At 39.4% G+C, this 16,688-nt stretch carries 13 protein-coding genes, 17 tRNA genes, 1 rRNA gene and 1 pseudogene; 3 read left to right on the plus strand and 29 right to left on the minus strand.

The annotated features are described in order from the left end of the window. Positions 1 to 61 precede the first annotated feature (61 nt). Positions 62 to 952, minus strand: coding sequence for a cation diffusion facilitator family transporter (locus B7692_RS06970; protein WP_084930307.1), 891 nt, complete (start codon positions 950 to 952; stop codon positions 62 to 64). A gap of 132 nt (positions 953 to 1,084) precedes the next feature. Between B7692_RS06970 and sczA the strand changes: the two genes are divergently transcribed. Beyond that, positions 1,085 to 1,621: a TetR/AcrR family transcriptional regulator SczA gene (sczA, locus tag B7692_RS06975; protein WP_024057351.1), complete on the plus strand. Its 537-nt coding sequence runs from the start codon at positions 1,085 to 1,087 to the stop codon at positions 1,619 to 1,621. Positions 1,622 to 1,758: 137 nt separating this feature from the next. On the opposite strand, the gene B7692_RS06980 is transcribed toward sczA, so the two are convergent. From B7692_RS06980 to B7692_RS07025, 10 genes and pseudogenes are all read right to left on the minus strand, one after another. Next, on the minus strand, positions 1,759 to 3,279 hold the full coding sequence (locus tag B7692_RS06980) for an ABC transporter permease/substrate-binding protein (protein ID WP_084930308.1): 1,521 nt from the start codon (positions 3,277 to 3,279) through the stop codon (positions 1,759 to 1,761). Further along, positions 3,272 to 4,000 carry an ATP-binding cassette domain-containing protein gene (locus B7692_RS06985; protein WP_024057349.1) on the minus strand — a complete coding sequence of 243 codons (729 nt, stop codon included), beginning with the start codon at positions 3,998 to 4,000 and terminating at the stop codon, positions 3,272 to 3,274. The genes B7692_RS06980 and B7692_RS06985 overlap by 8 nt, the downstream gene beginning before the upstream one ends. A 14-nt stretch (positions 4,001 to 4,014) precedes the next feature. Continuing rightward, positions 4,015 to 4,206, minus strand: a pseudogene (locus B7692_RS06990) (nuclear transport factor 2 family protein); the annotation flags it as partial. 34 nt (positions 4,207 to 4,240) lie between these two features. Continuing rightward, positions 4,241 to 4,684 (minus strand): MarR family winged helix-turn-helix transcriptional regulator, encoded by a 444-nt coding sequence (locus B7692_RS06995; RefSeq protein ID WP_084930309.1) that lies wholly within the window; start codon positions 4,682 to 4,684, stop codon positions 4,241 to 4,243. A 144-nt stretch (positions 4,685 to 4,828) separates the two neighbouring features. Continuing rightward, positions 4,829 to 6,022: an O-antigen ligase family protein gene (locus tag B7692_RS07000; RefSeq protein WP_004258845.1), complete on the minus strand. Its 1,194-nt coding sequence runs from the start codon at positions 6,020 to 6,022 to the stop codon at positions 4,829 to 4,831. Positions 6,023 to 6,159: 137 nt separating this feature from the next. After that, positions 6,160 to 7,602: a sucrose phosphorylase gene (gene gtfA, locus B7692_RS07005; protein WP_004258842.1), complete on the minus strand. Its 1,443-nt coding sequence runs from the start codon at positions 7,600 to 7,602 to the stop codon at positions 6,160 to 6,162. 205 nt (positions 7,603 to 7,807) lie between these two features. Further along, a complete protein-coding gene (locus B7692_RS07010; RefSeq protein ID WP_004258839.1) occupies positions 7,808 to 8,641 on the minus strand; it encodes a carbohydrate ABC transporter permease in 834 nt (277 codons plus the stop codon). A 16-nt stretch (positions 8,642 to 8,657) separates the two neighbouring features. Next, positions 8,658 to 9,530, minus strand: a complete 873-nt coding sequence (locus tag B7692_RS07015) for a carbohydrate ABC transporter permease (protein ID WP_084930310.1) — start codon at positions 9,528 to 9,530, stop codon at positions 8,658 to 8,660. Positions 9,531 to 9,548: 18 nt separating this feature from the next. Beyond that, a complete protein-coding gene (locus B7692_RS07020) occupies positions 9,549 to 10,799 on the minus strand; it encodes an extracellular solute-binding protein (RefSeq protein ID WP_084930311.1) in 1,251 nt (416 codons plus the stop codon). Between the two features lie 34 nt (positions 10,800 to 10,833). Next, positions 10,834 to 12,996, minus strand: a complete 2,163-nt coding sequence (locus B7692_RS07025; RefSeq protein ID WP_084930312.1) for an alpha-galactosidase — start codon at positions 12,994 to 12,996, stop codon at positions 10,834 to 10,836. A 107-nt stretch (positions 12,997 to 13,103) separates the two neighbouring features. Between B7692_RS07025 and B7692_RS07030 the strand changes: the two genes are divergently transcribed. Then, on the plus strand, positions 13,104 to 13,964 hold the full coding sequence (locus B7692_RS07030) for an AraC family transcriptional regulator (protein ID WP_084930313.1): 861 nt from the start codon (positions 13,104 to 13,106) through the stop codon (positions 13,962 to 13,964). Further along, complete coding sequence (gene birA, locus B7692_RS07035; RefSeq protein WP_084930314.1) at positions 13,961 to 14,896, plus strand: bifunctional biotin--[acetyl-CoA-carboxylase] ligase/biotin operon repressor BirA; 936 nt, start codon at positions 13,961 to 13,963, stop codon at positions 14,894 to 14,896. Before B7692_RS07030 ends, birA begins: the two co-directional genes overlap by 4 nt. A 185-nt stretch (positions 14,897 to 15,081) precedes the next feature. Here birA and B7692_RS07040 read toward each other — a convergent pair. From B7692_RS07040 to rrf, 18 genes are all read right to left on the minus strand, one after another. Next, positions 15,082 to 15,169, minus strand: a tRNA-Ser gene (locus B7692_RS07040). 6 nt (positions 15,170 to 15,175) lie between these two features. Further along, positions 15,176 to 15,249, minus strand: a tRNA-Ile gene (locus B7692_RS07045). A 39-nt stretch (positions 15,250 to 15,288) separates the two neighbouring features. Then, a tRNA-Gly gene (locus B7692_RS07050) sits at positions 15,289 to 15,359 on the minus strand. Between the two features lie 20 nt (positions 15,360 to 15,379). Next, positions 15,380 to 15,452: transfer RNA gene (locus B7692_RS07055), tRNA-Phe, on the minus strand. 3 nt (positions 15,453 to 15,455) lie between these two features. Further along, positions 15,456 to 15,529, minus strand: a tRNA-Met gene (locus B7692_RS07060). Positions 15,530 to 15,539: 10 nt separating this feature from the next. After that, a tRNA-Ser gene (locus tag B7692_RS07065) sits at positions 15,540 to 15,629 on the minus strand. Between the two features lie 12 nt (positions 15,630 to 15,641). After that, positions 15,642 to 15,715, minus strand: a tRNA-Ile gene (locus B7692_RS07070). A 13-nt stretch (positions 15,716 to 15,728) separates the two neighbouring features. Continuing rightward, a tRNA-Met gene (locus tag B7692_RS07075) sits at positions 15,729 to 15,802 on the minus strand. Between the two features lie 5 nt (positions 15,803 to 15,807). Beyond that, a tRNA-Pro gene (locus B7692_RS07080) sits at positions 15,808 to 15,881 on the minus strand. Positions 15,882 to 15,896: 15 nt separating this feature from the next. After that, positions 15,897 to 15,970: transfer RNA gene (locus B7692_RS07085), tRNA-Arg, on the minus strand. A gap of 11 nt (positions 15,971 to 15,981) precedes the next feature. Beyond that, positions 15,982 to 16,067 (minus strand) — tRNA-Leu (locus B7692_RS07090). Positions 16,068 to 16,074: 7 nt separating this feature from the next. After that, positions 16,075 to 16,146, minus strand: a tRNA-Gly gene (locus B7692_RS07095). A 22-nt stretch (positions 16,147 to 16,168) separates the two neighbouring features. Next, positions 16,169 to 16,241 (minus strand) — tRNA-Thr (locus B7692_RS07100). An 18-nt stretch (positions 16,242 to 16,259) separates the two neighbouring features. Then, positions 16,260 to 16,341, minus strand: a tRNA-Leu gene (locus tag B7692_RS07105). Between the two features lie 5 nt (positions 16,342 to 16,346). After that, positions 16,347 to 16,419, minus strand: a tRNA-Lys gene (locus B7692_RS07110). Between the two features lie 23 nt (positions 16,420 to 16,442). Next, positions 16,443 to 16,515: transfer RNA gene (locus tag B7692_RS07115), tRNA-Asp, on the minus strand. A gap of 2 nt (positions 16,516 to 16,517) precedes the next feature. Next, positions 16,518 to 16,590: transfer RNA gene (locus B7692_RS07120), tRNA-Val, on the minus strand. A 4-nt stretch (positions 16,591 to 16,594) separates the two neighbouring features. Next, positions 16,595 to 16,688: ribosomal RNA gene (rrf, locus tag B7692_RS07125) — 5S ribosomal RNA — on the minus strand; the annotation flags it as partial.

Below are 16,688 nucleotides of genomic sequence, written 5' to 3' on the forward strand. Positions count from 1 at the left end.
TTTATGTGTGAAGAATTACTTCATTTTCTCTTGAAATTAAGTTTTGTCCCAGCTGCTTTTTCTAGTGTTGATGCCCATGGGGTTGCTCTAAGGTTGTTACCCTCCGTTTATGTTGCGCATGATTGCTTTCGCTGGCATCCACTTCGATGGTAATATTCTGAATTCCTCTTTCTTCTAAGAGCTGACGCACTTGATTCTTTGTTGCTATCATCTGCTCCCAATCCTCTAAACAGAGATGAATAATGGCATTATTTTCCAGACCATCCATGGACCAAATGCTAAGTTGATTGACACTTTTGACATTGATCAAAGCCTCCAAATCCTTCTCCAAAGCACCCGTCTCTACTCCTTCTGGTACAACATCCAAGAAAATCTTTAACGCGCTCCAAAAGCGAGGAATAGCTTTTGTTAGAATGAAGATAGAAATGACAAGCGATAAGAGCGGATCAAGGATATACCAATCTGTAAATCTGAGGATAATCGCCATTAGAATGACAGCCAACCAACCAAGAGTATCTTCCAAAAAATGCAGGCTAAGAATTGACTCATTTTTTGTCTTTCCCTTACGAACTACTAGACTAGCTAGCACATTGATACTTACTGCAATGACTCCTAGCCAGAGGATACCTTCATCATTAACTGGCTGTGGATTAAAAAGTTTAGTTATATTTTCCAAAATCACTAGGATGGATCCTATGATAAGAATCACAGCAGTCACCAGGGCCCCTAAAAGACTAAATCTCTTGTAACCCAAGGTGTACTGCCTATCTTCTTCTCGATTTGAGATTGTTTCCAAAAAGGCCGATATGCCAATGGCTATAGCATCTCCCAAGTCATGAACAGAATCAGCGAGAACGGCACTCGAACCAAATATTCCTCCTGCGATAAATTCAACAATAGCATAGCTTAAATTTAAGAAAAAAGCTATCCAAACAGTATATTTTGCCTTCATCTTTCTCATTCCTTTGTTATAATAGATTTATGAACACCTTGTTCATTATCATTATCCACTAAAACTCAAAGAAAGGATAGAAGCAAAAGGTCAGCTTTATTCAGTTCTGAACAATTTGCCTCAAGTGTCTATATGACTAAGATTGACCGCCGTATCAGCAAAACAAAAAAAGCCATCTTTCAAGCTTTTCTACAACTTTTGAACGATAAGGGCTACGAATCCACTACAGTTCAGGATATCATTGAACTCGCAGATGTTGGACGTTCCACCTTTTACTGTCACTATGAGAGCAAGGAACTACTTCTGGACGAGCTCTGCCACTACCTCTTCCATCATCTTTTTGAAAGAGAGCAAGCCATTTCAACCGAGGACTACCTCGCCCACCTCTTTCTCCATTTTCATAAAAACCAAGACCATATCACCAGTCTGCTATTTTCCAAAAATGACTACTTCCTCCGTCAACTCCATAAAGAGCTAGAACACCATGTCTATTCCGTGCTAGCTGATAATTTAAAAGAAGCCCACCCTAATCTGCCTACTTCTTACCTCCAACACTTGGTCATGTCCAACTTTATCGAGACATTGACCTGGTGGCTCAAAAAAGGTCAAGATTTCACAGACCAGGAAGTTGTCCAATTTTATCTAGACCTTCTCATTCCTAAAAATTGAATACAGAGTAGAGCTCAGTTGCCTTATTTCTAGGCTACTGAGTTTTTATCTTTTCAACAATCAAAAAAGCCCAGACAACATTGTCTGAGCAGTTTTCTATATGGTCGTTTAACAAAGTTGAGTTTGACATTTTCAAACTATTTCTTCAACAAACCTTGTTCTTGTAGAAACTCCTTGGCTACTTGTTCTGCTGACTTGCCTTCAACACCGACTTGGTAGTTGAGCTGGCTCATCTGGCTTTCAGTAATTTTACCAGCCAATTTATTGAGAACTGTTTCCAACTCTGGATGTTTCTTGAGAAGAGCTTCTTTCATCAGTGGAGCTCCTTGATAAGGTGGGAAGAGTTGCTTGTCATCTTCCAAAACCTGTAAATCGTAACGTGCCAATTCCGCATCAGTCGAATAGGCATCCGTGATTTGAATATCGCCCGACTGAATAGCCTGATAGCGAAGGGCTGGCTCCATGGTCGCCACATTAAGCTTGAGACCGTACATTGATTGCAAGCCCTTATTGCCATCTTCACGGTCATTAAATTCGAGTGTAAAACCTGCCTTCAGCTGCCCTTCCACTTTTTTCAAGTCCGAAATGGTCTTCAAGCCATATTCTTGAGCAATCTTTTTCGGAACAGCCACAGCGTAGGTATTTTGATAAGACATGGGTTTGAGATAGGCTAGACGATCCTGTTTGGCAATGCCATCACGCGCTACCTGATAAACCTGCTCTGGCTCATGACTCACTTTCGGTGATGGCTGAAGCAAACTTTCAGTCACCGTACCAGTAAATTCAGGATAGATGTCAATATCGCCTTTTTTCAAAGCTTCATAAAGAAAGCTTGTTTTCCCAAAATTCGGTTTAACAGTCGCAGTCATACTGGTGTTTTCTTCAATCAGCAACTTATACATATTGGCCAAAATTTCTGGTTCCGGTCCCAATTTACCAGCAATGATCAAGTTCTCTTTCTCTTTTTGAGCCAAAAGAGCTGGGCTATAAGACAGACCGAGCAATATGGTCACCAAGGCAAAACCAGAGAAAATCGTCCGCAATTTTGCCTTTTCCATCACTTTTAGTAGGAAGTTAAAGGCAATAGCAAGCACTGCAGAAGAAAGGGCCCCAATCAAAATCAGACTGGCATTATTACGGTCAATTCCCAAAAGGATAAAGGAACCCAGCCCCCCTGCCCCAATCAAGGCAGCCAAGGTTGCCGTACCGATAATCAAGACCGCCGCCGTCCGAATCCCAGACATCATAACAGGCATAGCAAGTGGAATTTCAAACTTCTTGAGACGTTCCCATCTGGTCATCCCAAAGGCAATCCCAGCCTCTTGCAGACTCGGATCAATTCCCTTCAGCCCAGTGATGGTATTTTGTAAAATCGGAAAGATCGCATAGATCACTAGAGCTGTCAAAGCTGGCAAGGTTCCAATTCCCATCAAGGGGATAAAGAGCCCCAACAAGGCAAGAGACGGGATGGTCTGGAAAATCCCTGCAATCTGCAAGACCCAGTCGGCCAATTTCTCATGATAGCGAAGATAAACAGCCAAGGGAATCGCTATAAAGATGGCCAGCAACAAGGTCAATAGTGACAACTGCAAATGTTGAGATAGAGCTGTCAACCAATCACTAAAACGATCCTGAAAAGTTGCAATTAAATTAGTCATGAACACTACCTCCAAACAAGTCTGCTACAAAGTCTGTGGCAGGCGCTTTTAAAATGGTCTCGGGATTCGCTACCTGGCGAATCTCCCCATCCTGTAAAACAGCAATACGGTCCGCCAATTTCAAAGCTTCATCCGTATCATGGGTTACAAAAATCGTTGTCATCCCAAACTCTTTATGCAATTCTTTAGTCAGAACCTGCAACTGTTTTCTCGAAATAGCATCAAGAGCCGAAAAAGGCTCATCCATGAGGAGAATCTTAGGCTGACCAATCATAGCACGGACAATACCAACCCGTTGCTGTTCTCCACCAGATAATTCACTTGGAAGTCGATGCCCATACTCAGCTACTGGTAAACCAACCTTAGCCAAAAGCTCTTCTGTTTTCTTCGCTATTTCTTCCTTAGTCCAATCCTTCATCTCAGGAATCAGGGCAATATTTTCTGCAACTGTTAGATTGGGAAACAGAGCAATGGCCTGTAAAACATAACCAGTAGAGAGACGAAGCTCACGCTCATCATAGTCTTTGATGCGCTTGCCATCCATGTAAATATTTCCATCAGTTGGTTCCAAAAGACGGTTAATCATCTTGATCATGGTCGTCTTACCGGACCCAGATGGCCCAACTAAAACCATAAACTCTCCATTCTCAATTCGTAAATTGACATCTCTCAAAACATCTTTTTCTGTGTAGCGCAAGGCTACATTTTTGTATTCAATCATTCTGTATCCTCAATTTAAAACTTCCCTCTATTGGTCAAGTCTTCTACCTTAGGCATGACTTCCTTATTATCCCAATGTTCCACAATTTTCCCGTTTTCTAGACGGAAGATGTCATACTGGGCATAGGCAACTCCACCAATCTGAGTCTGACCATAGCTAACCACATAGTTTCCTTGTCCTAAGAGTTGGAAAACAAAGTCAAAAGTGGTCTTTACTTATAAACAGCTAATTTGCTCCATTTTAAACCTCATTTTCCTCCTCTTTCAGATTAGCCAAAATTCTTTCTTGAAAGGCTTCAAACTGACGAATTTCTTCCTCTGAAAATCCTTTGTAAAAGATCGTATCCAATTTCTGACTGACACGATGCCCCACTTCTTTCTGAGACTGGCCCAACTCTGTTAAAACCAAATACTTCTTACGCTTATCTTTTCCACATGGACTAATAGTTACAAGATTTTGTTCCTCTAGCTTTTTAATCATCGTCGTCAGTGTATTATTAGCAAGCCCAGTTTCCAGAGCAATATCTGTCGCAGTTGCGCAGCCAGTTTTACTATTCCATAAAACCGCTAAAATCTTGCCCTGTTCACTCCGATAAAGAGCTTCAGGATCTTGGCTCAGTAACTTTTGAAAAATCCGCCCATTCAATAAACGAATATGATGGGCTACCAAATGACTATCCTTCATAACACCTCCAATTTATTTCGATATCGAAAAGAATAAAACAATTGTAACACTCATCGTTCTAACTGTCAACTATTTCGATTTGGAAATAATTTTTCCCAGTAAAAAAATCTCCTACCCAAGATAGAAGATTTTAATCTTATAAACTTAATCCGTCATGTCCGATACCAAAGTTCGATGCTCCAACGGAATACTGCACATAACTAGTAAGAAAATGAAACCTGACTGAATCCAGAAGAGGGCCAAGTCAAAAATTCCATGTACAGCAACCACTGTAAGGAAAGACAGATAAAGACCGATAATCGGACGTTTCCCCGACTCCTGACTCATATCCATCATCAATCGAACAGGAGCAACAGAAGACAAAACTAATAAAATAGTCCCCACAATTCCGTAACTCAGAATCGTATCGATATATAGACTGTGAGCATGTTCATGATAAGGAGCATTTATCCTAGGATAAGAGTGCATGTAGGTCAATGGCCCCTCACCCCAAAAAGGATTTTGCTTAAACAAGGCCATCCCAGCATCCCAGATAGAAATGCGCTCTTCCATAGAAGAATCCAAAGTCCCCATCCGAACTCCCAAATCACTAGAAAAGAGGAAACTCAAGCCAATCGCGAAGACCCCAATACTAAGCCAAAAGGCCTTCCAGTTTTTAATGGTCGTAAAGAGATAGATGATTGCTCCAGCGATAATAGCAGGAAAGGCAGTTCGATTTTGAGTAAAGTTCAAACCAAAGAGATTCACAAAGCCTGCAATCACACAGAATACTTTCAACCAATTCAACTTGGTCGTTGTAAACAGATAGAAGGCAATCATGATACAGAAACAACAAATAATTCCATAATAATTAGGATTAAAGAAGGTCACTTCTGCTCTATTCTGATGCCAGACCTGCATATTGGGTGAAAGAAAAGCATAGTTGAATTTCTTCACAATTTGGAAATGCTCTAAACTCGCAAAAGCAGCTGACAATACACTACCAAATAAGACGAGCTGCAAAATCAAGCGAAAGAATTTATGTGATAAAATCGACTGATAGTGCAAAAAGAAAATAGTAAAAAGAAAAATTCCTACCGAAGCCACAACTCCCATCCAATTTTGTGCAAAAACGGATATAACAGTACTATAGCCAAGAAAAAGAAGCAGCATCGGATGCTCCCCCATTTTCTGAAGAATACTTTTCATATCCCCTGTAAAAATTAAACTGATAATATATAAACAGAATACAACTACAAAAAGATAAAAGGGTAAAAAGATACTCAGGATAATTCCCAATAAAATCAGCTCTTTACTAGACAACCCTTTCAGCTTTTCAATAAAGCCTATTGATTTCAAAATGAATCCTTTCTCTCCAAATCAATTGATTCAGATAATAGTAAGCTACCCTATATTGTACCACTTTTTTAGCAATTTGAAAACAAAGGAAACGTTTTCTAAAATAAAAACCCTATTTTATCAACCATATCAAGGCTTCAAAATGTTACTTCAATTCCGTTCTCAATTACCCGATAAGTCTGATTTTGCAAATCAATTTCTGCTACTGCTGTTACGGACTTATCTTTATTTTGACGTTTGATTACAATGCTGTGGGCTGTTGGTGTTTTAACGTCAATAGTTCCTTCTAAATCAAATGCTTCTGAACGATTACGGAAAGAAAATAGATTGAGAAGGGCCTTCACTACAGGACGTTGGACTTCTTCTGCTATTTCCTCATTGCTATAGTAATGACGATTAATATTTCGACCTTCTTTGGTTTCTTCTAATAATTCCAGGTCATTCTTTCCTGCTAGTAGACCCACATAGTAGACTTGGGGAATACCTGGGGCAAAAGCTTGAATCAGACGGGCAAGGAAATACTTGACATCATCATCTCCAAGCGCAGAATAGTAGGTTGAATTGATTTGGTAGATATCTAGATTGTTATACTCTGCACTGGAGTACTTACGTTTGACATTCGCTCCAACCTTATAGAGCTCATTTGAAGCATAGTCAATTTCTTCATCGGTCAGGATATCCTTGACATCCACCACTCCAATCCCATCATGGGTATCTAGTGTCGTAAATTGCTTCATCGGGCTCATCTTTAACCACTTGGCTAAGCGCTCTGTTCTGGAACTGTAAAGAGTATAAAGAGTCACCATTGGAAGGGCAAAATCATAAACATAGTAATCATGATCCGCTATTTTAAACTGAATAGAATAATGTTCATGAATCTCAGGTAAGAGCTCTGTCCCATACTCAGCAGCGATATCTCGGACTTTATCCAACAAATCCCAAATATCTGGTTCCACAAAGAAATCATTGGTATCCAACTTCTTCACTGCATAAGCAAAGGCGTCTAGACGAATCAAATCACACCCGTTACTTGCCAAGTGCTGAATGGTCTTACGGATAAATTCCATCGTTACTTCTTTGGTCACATCAAGATCAATCTGCTCCTCACCAAAGGTATTCCACAAATGTTCCACTGAACCATCTTCAAACACAATCTCTTGCTTTGGTGCACGATCCTTACGCTTGTAAATTAAATCCACATCAGCTTGTGTCGGACGATTTTCTGGCCAAAACTTGTCCCAGTTTAAAAAGAGATCTTTAAACTCACTAGCTTCATGTTTTTCTTGATAGTCCTTATAATACTTAGATTGACGAGAAATATGGTTAATCATAAAGTCAAACATAAGATAATATTTCTCACCTAAACGCTTAACATCCTCCCAATCACCAAACGCTGGATCCACTTCGTCATAGTCAACCGGTGCAAATCCACGATCACCTGTTGACGGGAAAAATGGTAGAAGGTGAACTCCCCCAATAGCATCCCCAAAATGCTCTTCCAAATTCGTATATAGATCTTTAAGATTATTTCCAAGACTATCAGAATAGGTAATCAACATGGTTTTATTTTGAATTGGCATAATTACTCTCCTTTTTTAATTGAAGCCAAGTCTCGTATGACCTGGCTTCGTAAATAAAAAATATTTTAAAATTTTTGTTCACATTGAACTCGTATTAATATAGATTGCAAGCAACTAAGTACTACTTTCTTGTTTTCTACATAGAATTGTCAACAAGCTGAACTGTTCCTCTGTATCAGGAATTATAGACTCCCTAAGCATTTTCTTACTTCACTGCCCCGTTGCTCATTCCCGAAATAATATGTTTTTGGAAGATGAGGTAGACAATGGTTATCGTTACAATTCCCACAATATAGGATGCAAAGCTTGGCCCATAGTCATTAAAGTACTGACCTTGGTAGTTGTACTGGAAGAGAGGCAAAGTCCACATCTTGGAATCCTTATTCAGAATCAACAGTGGCAACATAAAGTCATTCCAGAACCATAGTGCATTGATAATCAAGGTTGTAGCATGCATTGGTTTCAGCATTGGAAAGATGATTCGACGGTAAGTTGTAAATCGATCAGCCCCATCAATTTCCGCAGCTTCATCCAAACTATCTGGTACACTGATTTTAATATAACCAACATACAAGAAGAGAGTCTGTGGAATTGCATAAGTTAGATAGAGTAGTACCAACCCCCACATATTTGCCAGGCCGAGTTTGCTCATCATAACTGTGATAGGAATCATAATCACCTGAAATGGAACAAATATCCCTAAGATCAAGAGCGAATACATAATTGCAAAGGCTTTTTTCTTGGACATATTTCGAGCAATGGAATAAGCTGCAGCTGGTATAAAGAAAGCTACTACAATCAAAGATAACACAGTAATAACAGCTGAATTCCAGAAATAGCCTCCAATTCCATCCGAAATCAATCGTTCATAATTACTTAAGGTAAAAGGGTTGGGCAAACTAAAGAAATGATTCATGATATCCTTGGTTGTCTTGAAGGAACTGAAAACCGTTACCAACAAAGGAACAAGTATAAGAATACCACCTACTATCAAGAGGACATATTTCCAAAACTGATTCAATTTTTCTTCTTTTTTCATGTGTAGGACTCCTCTATTAGATTTCAAATTTCTTTGATAGCTTGATTTGGATAAGAGAAACAATTCCAATAATTAAGAATAAAATCAAGGCAATTGCATTCGCATATCCATATTGATTACTCTTGAAAGCATAGTTGTAGACTAAAAGTCCAAGAGACGTTGTAGCATTATTAGGACCACCACTCGTCAACGCAAAAATCTGGTCAAAGGCTGTCAAACCGGACTTAAGAGCCAGGATAAAAACCATAGAAACCGTTGGCAATAAATATGGTAATTCAATCTTCCAAAAAGTTTGTTTGCTTGTTGCACCATCAATTGATGCTGCCTCCAAAATATCACTTGGAATACTCTGAAGACCAGCAAGAAAGAGAATAATTGGCATTGCTACTCCTTGCCATAGAAGAACAAAAATAGTTGCCACTACCGCTCCGATTGGTGTTCCTAATAGACTCTCTTGTAAAAAACCAATTCCTAAAATTCTTCCAATCGTTGGAAGCCCATAGTTGAAGAATTGTTTAAAAATCAAGGATACTGTCAAACCAGATAAAACAGCCGGGAAAAAGAACCAAGCTCTAAAGAAGGTCTGCCCCTTCATCTTAGAATTTAAGGCTCGTGCCACAACCATCCCAATCGTAATCTCTCCAATAATCAATGCCAGAGTTAAAATCAAAGTAAAAGCAATGGCTGTGAAGAATTTCCCATCAATCATCAGCAATTTGTAGTTATTCAGACCAACAAATTTATAATTATAGGTCAATCCAGTCCAGTTAGTCAAACTATAGAAAGCACCTTGTACCATCGGAAAGTAAAAGAAGATAGCTTGTAATGCAAGCGGGATGAGCAAAAAAGTCCAACCCCAGTATTTATTTAAAATTTTTCGAATAGCCATATCATCTTAACTCCTATTCTAGTCCAAATCTGCCTTCATTGGATTAAAGAAAGCATTGAGATTGTTTGCCATATTTTTCAGATTTTTATCCATCAAGTAACCTGCACTTAGATTGAAAAAATCTTCTTCAGAATTCCAGTGTTGGCCCAACCAAACATAATGTTTATCCGTAAATGCTAGTTTAGAAATCTCTGCAAGTGCTGAATCTTCTTTTTCCTGTACACCTTTCACCGCAACTGGTGATCCATCCACATCATAATATGCTTGCATAGCTTTTGAACTAGTCATATAGCTGATAAATTCTTCGGTTTCTTTAGGATGTTTGGTAGTAGCTGAAGTTGATAATGCCATGTCCCCTGCACCAACAGTGACTTCTTTTCCTACTTCTTCTCCTGGGAAGGCAAACATCCCCACATCAAATTTTGGATCCTGTTGATTAATTGCCGCTAATGCCCATGATCCTTGTGGCATCATCAAGGCTTTTTCATTCGAGAATGCTACCACCGCATCATTATAAGAGGCACCACGCCATCCATCTTGAGCATTGTCTGCCAACAAATCTAGTCGTTCTGCATCTGCTTTTAAAATAGCATCATCTACAGAAATAGCATTTGGTTTTGAAAAGCGAAGATAGTTATTAGCTGCGTCTCCACTGCCTGTAATAGTAATGAGAGAAAGTTGGTGATAACCGTTTAATGTCCATCCTTCATTGCCTGCAACTGCAAACGGAGAATTCCCACTATCTTTTATCTTTTTAACAATCTCTTGAAACTCTTTAAAAGTCTTCGGTTCCTCAAGTCCTAATTCTTTAAATTTTGTTTTATTGTAATAGATTCCATAAAGGTTAGCAGTTAAAGGCACACTATAAATCTTATTATTGATTGCATACTTTTCTGCATAGTCATTCTTAATATTCTCAAGATAAGATTTCCCTGTCATATCTGTAAAGTAACCTGCTTTTGCCCACTCCTGAAAATCCATATTTTGAGGATAGATATTAACAATATCTGGAACATCTCCTGATAAAATCCGAGTCTTCAGAACAATTCCAGCTGCCGGAACAGTCGTCAGTTTTACATCAATAGTGGGATGATCCTTTTCAAAATTATCTACAATTTTTTGCAAAGTATCCGCCATTTCGGTCTTCTGGTTAAAAAATTCAATCGTTACCTTTCCATCAGTCGATTGATTATTCTGACCACAAGCTGTTAGACCTAGTAAACTAGCACCAGCGACTAAAAGAAAACCTGCTTTCTTATACCATTTCATTGGAAAGCCTCCTTTATAAATTTATACACCTTTATTATAGTCTTCTAAAAATATACTGTTTACTCAAAAAATCTCCCTGGGATAAGATAACAGTTAAACCTGCATACATGAGTTCTGCACCTGAGTAAACTTCGCCATTTTCCTGTAATTCATACAGTCCCTCTTCATCCAAATCTTTTAACTTTAAAGTTGTTTCCATGGTCTCTACAACTGATAAAACGCGAACGTAGGTTACAATCGTTTGATTTTTGTAATTAAATTGTACAGCTGCTTCATTGGATGCAGTATCAGGATTAATTAGTCTATACTGTTGTCCTAACTGAACTACCGGTCGTAATTCTTTATACAAGTTCACCTGATTAGCAATCTCATCTTTCTCTTCATCTAATAAACTTGTCAAATCAAGCTCATATCCCAAATTTCCCATCATTGCTACATGTCCACGTGTTTCTAATGGTGTCATTCGTCCCATCTGATGATTCGGTACTGCTGAAACATGAGCCCCCATAGAAATGGTTGGATAGAGATAGGATGAACCGTATTGAATTGGTAAACGTGCAATAGCATCAGTATTATCACTAGCCCAGACTTGTGGGAAATAACGCATCATACCAAGATCATTTCGTCCACCGCCACCAGAGCAGGACTCAAAGAGAATATGGCTGTGCTTCTCTGTCAGATAAGAAACGAGTTCGTAAAGCCCCAGCATGTACTGATGAGATTGCATCTTTGTCTCTAGATAAGTTAATCCATTCCCTAGCTTAGTCATATTACGATTCATATCCCATTTAATGTAATCAATCTCATGATAAGATAGGAGTTCATCTAAAACATTTTTCAAATATTCTACTACCTGAGGATTGGCAAGATTAAGTACTAATTGATTTCTAGAATAGGTATGTTCATATCCTGGAACCTGAATAGCCCAGTCAGGATGTTTACGATACAAATCGCTATCTACAGAAATCATCTCAGGTTCTAACCAAAGCCCAAACTGCAAACCTCTTTCATGGATAGCTGAAATCAGACTTTCTAGACTTCCACCCAGTTTTTTCTCATTAACAACCCAATCACCTAAAGCACGATTATCATCAAAACGATTGCCAAACCAACCATCATCTAATACAAAAAGTTCAATGCCAACTTTCTTAGCTTCATCTGCTAACTCTAACAGTTTTTCTCTCTGAAAATCAAAGTAAGTAGCTTCCCAGTTATTAATTAGAATTGGGCGTTCTTTTGTAAAAAATTTACTTGGCATAATGTGCTTCAGTATAAAATTCTGACTTTCATGACTAACACCAGTTAATCCCTTATCTGAATAGGTCATTAAAGCTACTGGTGTTTCGAAGTTTCCCTCAGGGTCTAACTTCCAAGAAAAATTTTCCGGATTAATTCCAATAGCCAGCCGAACTTCATTCAATTGATTCTTTTGAACAAAAGCTTCAAAGTTTCCACTATACATTAGTTGAATAGCAAACACATTTCCAGCATCCTCTGTGACTCCTTGATCACATAAGAGAAGAGCTGGTGTTTGAGCATGCCCAGAAGCCCCACGGTTCGAACTAATCGAAAAGATTCCTTGTTCTACCTGTTGACGTCTGACAGTCTTTTCACGAGCATAAGCACCCTGCAGAGTTACGATTTCGTAATCTGCAGCTGGAACATCAGCCATAAAAGAAAAATCTTTATGGATGACAACTTCCTGATTACTATTATTTTCCAATTTACTATAGCTAGCAATTGTCGAATCATTATTAAAAGCAGTATAATACAAATTCAGACTAAGTTGAGCCTTAGAATCTTCTAACATTAAGGCAAGAGTCTCTGTACCATCCATGCTATGTGGAGAAGGTAAACCCTGTGGACCATTCTGACCTTTTAAAATCTTTGCTTCTACAAATCGAAAGTCTGTTACTTCAGTTGCATCATGCTGAAACTGTAAAGTTGGTTTTCTAAAGTCACCCAAACCATGTTGTCCAAAAATTTGACGTTGAGTATCTAAACTAAAGGTTCGATTAGTAGCCGTTGGATTTCCTGAAAAGGCATGGTCTCGTTCATAAACACTGTTGGAACCTTTATAGTTCTTAATAGTCTTTCCTAAATGTTTCAAAAGTAAGTAGCCATTTCGATTTTCAATAATCAAACTTAGATTTTTACTCTCAACATAAAATAGATTATTCTCTATCCTAACTCCCATTTACTTCACCTCATCACTTTATTGACTATATTTTATCATCTGTAATCGCTTTCTAAAATAGAAAAATGTCTCAAGAATATGGTAAAATGTTAGGTAGGAGGTGGCACATGCTAGTTTTTTCAGAATACCAGACTGGAACAATTGACCTTTCCCTAAGCTTTTATGGATATGAGGAATGCAAACCTAATTACTCTTTTGGTCCAGCAATTCGAGATACATACGTCCTACATTACATTACCAAAGGACAAGGAAAATTTCATTACAAAGGTAAAATTGTTGATTTAAAAGAAGGAGATTTCTTTCTATTAAAACCAGAGGAACTAACCTTTTATCAAGCAGATAGTAAAGAACCTTGGGCCTACTACTGGTTAGGAATCACTGGAGGGAAAGCTCCTGACTATTTTGCTCTTTCTCAAATTTCTGATCAATCCTATCTCATCCAATCTGAAACTTGTCATACCCAGACCACTGCAAAACTCATCTCAGATATTGTCCACTTCGCTCAGATTACCAAATCAAATGAATTAGCTCAACTCCATATCATGGGACAACTCCATGAACTGATGTTTCATCTGGGAACTATTGCTCCCAATCAGAAAAAAAAGAATATTTCATCAACCTACCAACTCTATCTTGAATGCAAAAGATTAATTGATAGCCACTATCCTCAATCACTTACAATTCAAGATTTAGCAAAAGAACTATCCATTCACAGAAGCTACTTATCAAGCGTATTCAAAGAATTTAACACCTTATCCCCCAAAGAATACCTACTATACGTTCGAATGTATCGAGCTAAACAACTTCTCGAAAATACCCAAGAGTCAATCAAGGTAATTGCATACTCGGTAGGCTTTTCAGATCCACTACATTTTTCTAAAGCTTATAAACAATACTTTAATCAGACTCCAAGTCAAACAAGAAAAGAATATTCTCAACACCAACTAGTGAGAAAGGAAACACTATGAAATCCTACCAAGCCGTCTACCAAATTCTAGCTAAAAAAAACGATTATATCAGCGGAGAAAAGATTGCAGAAGAACTATCACTGACCCGAACATCAATTTGGAAAGCCATCAAACGTTTAGAACAAGAAGGCATTGAAATTGATAGTATCAAAAACAAAGGCTATAAACTGGTAAATGGAGACCTTATTCTTCCAGAGATTCTAGAAGAAAATCTTCCAATTAAAGTCAGTTTTAAACCCGAAACAAAATCAACACAACTGGATGCAAAAGAAGCAATTGATTTAGGGAATGAAGCAAACACCCTCTATCTAGCTTCCTATCAAACATCTGGCCGAGGCCGTTTTCAACGTTCTTTCTACTCACCACAAGGTGGCATTTATATGACCCTCCATCTTAAACCAAATCTTCCCTATGACAAATTACCATCCTACACACTACTTGTAGCAGGAGCTGTCTACAAAGCCATTAAGAACCTAACTTTAATAGATGTCGACATAAAATGGGTCAATGATATCTACCTAAACAATCATAAAATTGGAGGAATCCTTACTGAGGCAATGACGTCTGTAGAAACTGGCTTAGTCACAGATATCATTATTGGAGTAGGAATCAACTTTGCTATCAAAGACTTCCCTCAAGAATTAAAAGAAAAAGCTGCTAGTTTATTTAAAGTACCAGCACCTATAACAAGAAATGAATTAATCATAGAGATCTGGCGTGCTTTCTTCGAAACACCTGCAGAAGAGCTATTATACCTATACAAAAAACAGTCCTTCGTTCTAGGAAAAGAAGTTACTTTCACACTAGATCAAAAAGACCACAAGGGACTTGCTAAAGACATCTCTGAAAGTGGTAAACTTTTAGTTCAATGTGATAAAGGAAAAGAAATTTGGCTAAATAGCGGAGAAATTTCACTCAAGGGTTGGAAGTAATAATAAACTAGCACAACCATAAAATCGACAATATATAAAGATTTTAGCTTTTCTTCAACCCACTACAGTTGACAAAGAGCGCAAAAAAACTTCAGATAAGTAATCCAATTAAGTTTTACAAATCTGAAGTTTTTATTCTACTATTCTTAAAAATACAAAAAAAGAGTCATAAACTCTCAATGAAACGGAGAATAAGGGATTCGAACCCTTGCGCCAGTTACCCGACCTAACGATTTAGCAAACCGTCCTCTTCAGCCTCTTGAGTAATTCTCCTATTAATGGGCACGAGTGGACTCGAACCACCGACCTCACGCTTATCAGGCGTGCGCTCTAACCACCTGAGCTACGCGCCCAAGTTAAAAACTTGGTAATCTAATTTGAACAAAGTTCAAAGCGGGTGACGAGAATCGAACTCGCGACAACAGCTTGGAAGGCTGTAGTTTTACCACTAAACTACACCCGCATACATACTATTAATAAAAATGGCGCGAGACGGAATCGAACCGCCGACACATGGAGCTTCAATCCATTGCTCTACCAACTGAGCTACCGAGCCTTATTGCGGGAGCAGGATTTGAACCTACGACCTTCGGGTTATGAGCCCGACGAGCTACCGAGCTGCTCCATCCCGCGTTAATATAAAAGGAGGATGTGGGATTCGAACCCACGCACGCTTTTACACGCCTGACGGTTTTCAAGACCGTTCCCTTCAGCCGGACTTGGGTAATCCTCCATACTATTTAAATGGACCTTGTAGGACTTGAACCTACGACCACTCGGTTATGAGCCGAGAGCTCTAACCAGCTGAGCTAAAGGTCCAACAAGATCATTATAGCGGCGAAGGGGATCGAACCCCCGACCTCCCGGGTATGAACCGGACGCTCTAGCCAGCTGAGCTACACCGCCATATATCGGGAAGACAGGATTCGAACCTGCGACACCTTGGTCCCAAACCAAGTACTCTACCAAGCTGAGCTACTTCCCGAGTTAAATAGAAAAATGCACCCTAGAGGAGTCGAACCTCTAACCGCCTGATTCGTAGTCAGGTACTCTATCCAGTTGAGCTAAGGGTGCTCATTATATTATGCCGAGGACCGGAATCGAACCGGTACGATCGTTACCAATCGCAGGATTTTAAGTCCTGTGCGTCTGCCAGTTCCGCCACCCCGGCCTCTCTAAGCGAACGACGGGATTCGAACCCGCGACCCCCACCTTGGCAAGGTGGTGTTCTACCACTGAACTACGTTCGCACTGTTTTCTTCTATCTAAAAATGCCGGCTACATGACTTGAACACGCGACCCTCTGATTACAAATCAGATGCTCTACCAACTGAGCTAAGCCGGCTCATTTATTATATCTTAATGCGGGTTAAGGGACTTGAACCCCCACGCCGTTAAGCGCCAGATCCTAAATCTGGTGCGTCTGCCAATTCCGCCAAACCCGCACATATGACCCGTACTGGGCTCGAACCAGTGACCCATTGATTAAAAGTCAATTGCTCTACCAACTGAGCTAACGAGTCTAAAATAACTTACGTTATTCTAACGGTCCCGACGGGAATCGAACCCGCGATCTTCGCCGTGACAGGGCGACGTGATAACCGCTACACTACGGGACCTATGGGAGTTAACGGGATCGAACCGCTGACCCTCTGCTTGTAAGGCAGATGCTCTCCCAGCTGAGCTAAACTCCCTAGAGCTAAGCGACTTCCATATCTCACAGGGGGCAACCCCCAACTACTTCCGGCGTTCTAGGGCTTAACTTCTGTGTTCGGCATGGGTACAGGTGTAT

It is taken from the genome of Streptococcus mitis (assembly GCF_002096925.1).
Classification (GTDB): domain Bacteria; phylum Bacillota; class Bacilli; order Lactobacillales; family Streptococcaceae; genus Streptococcus; species Streptococcus mitis_AF.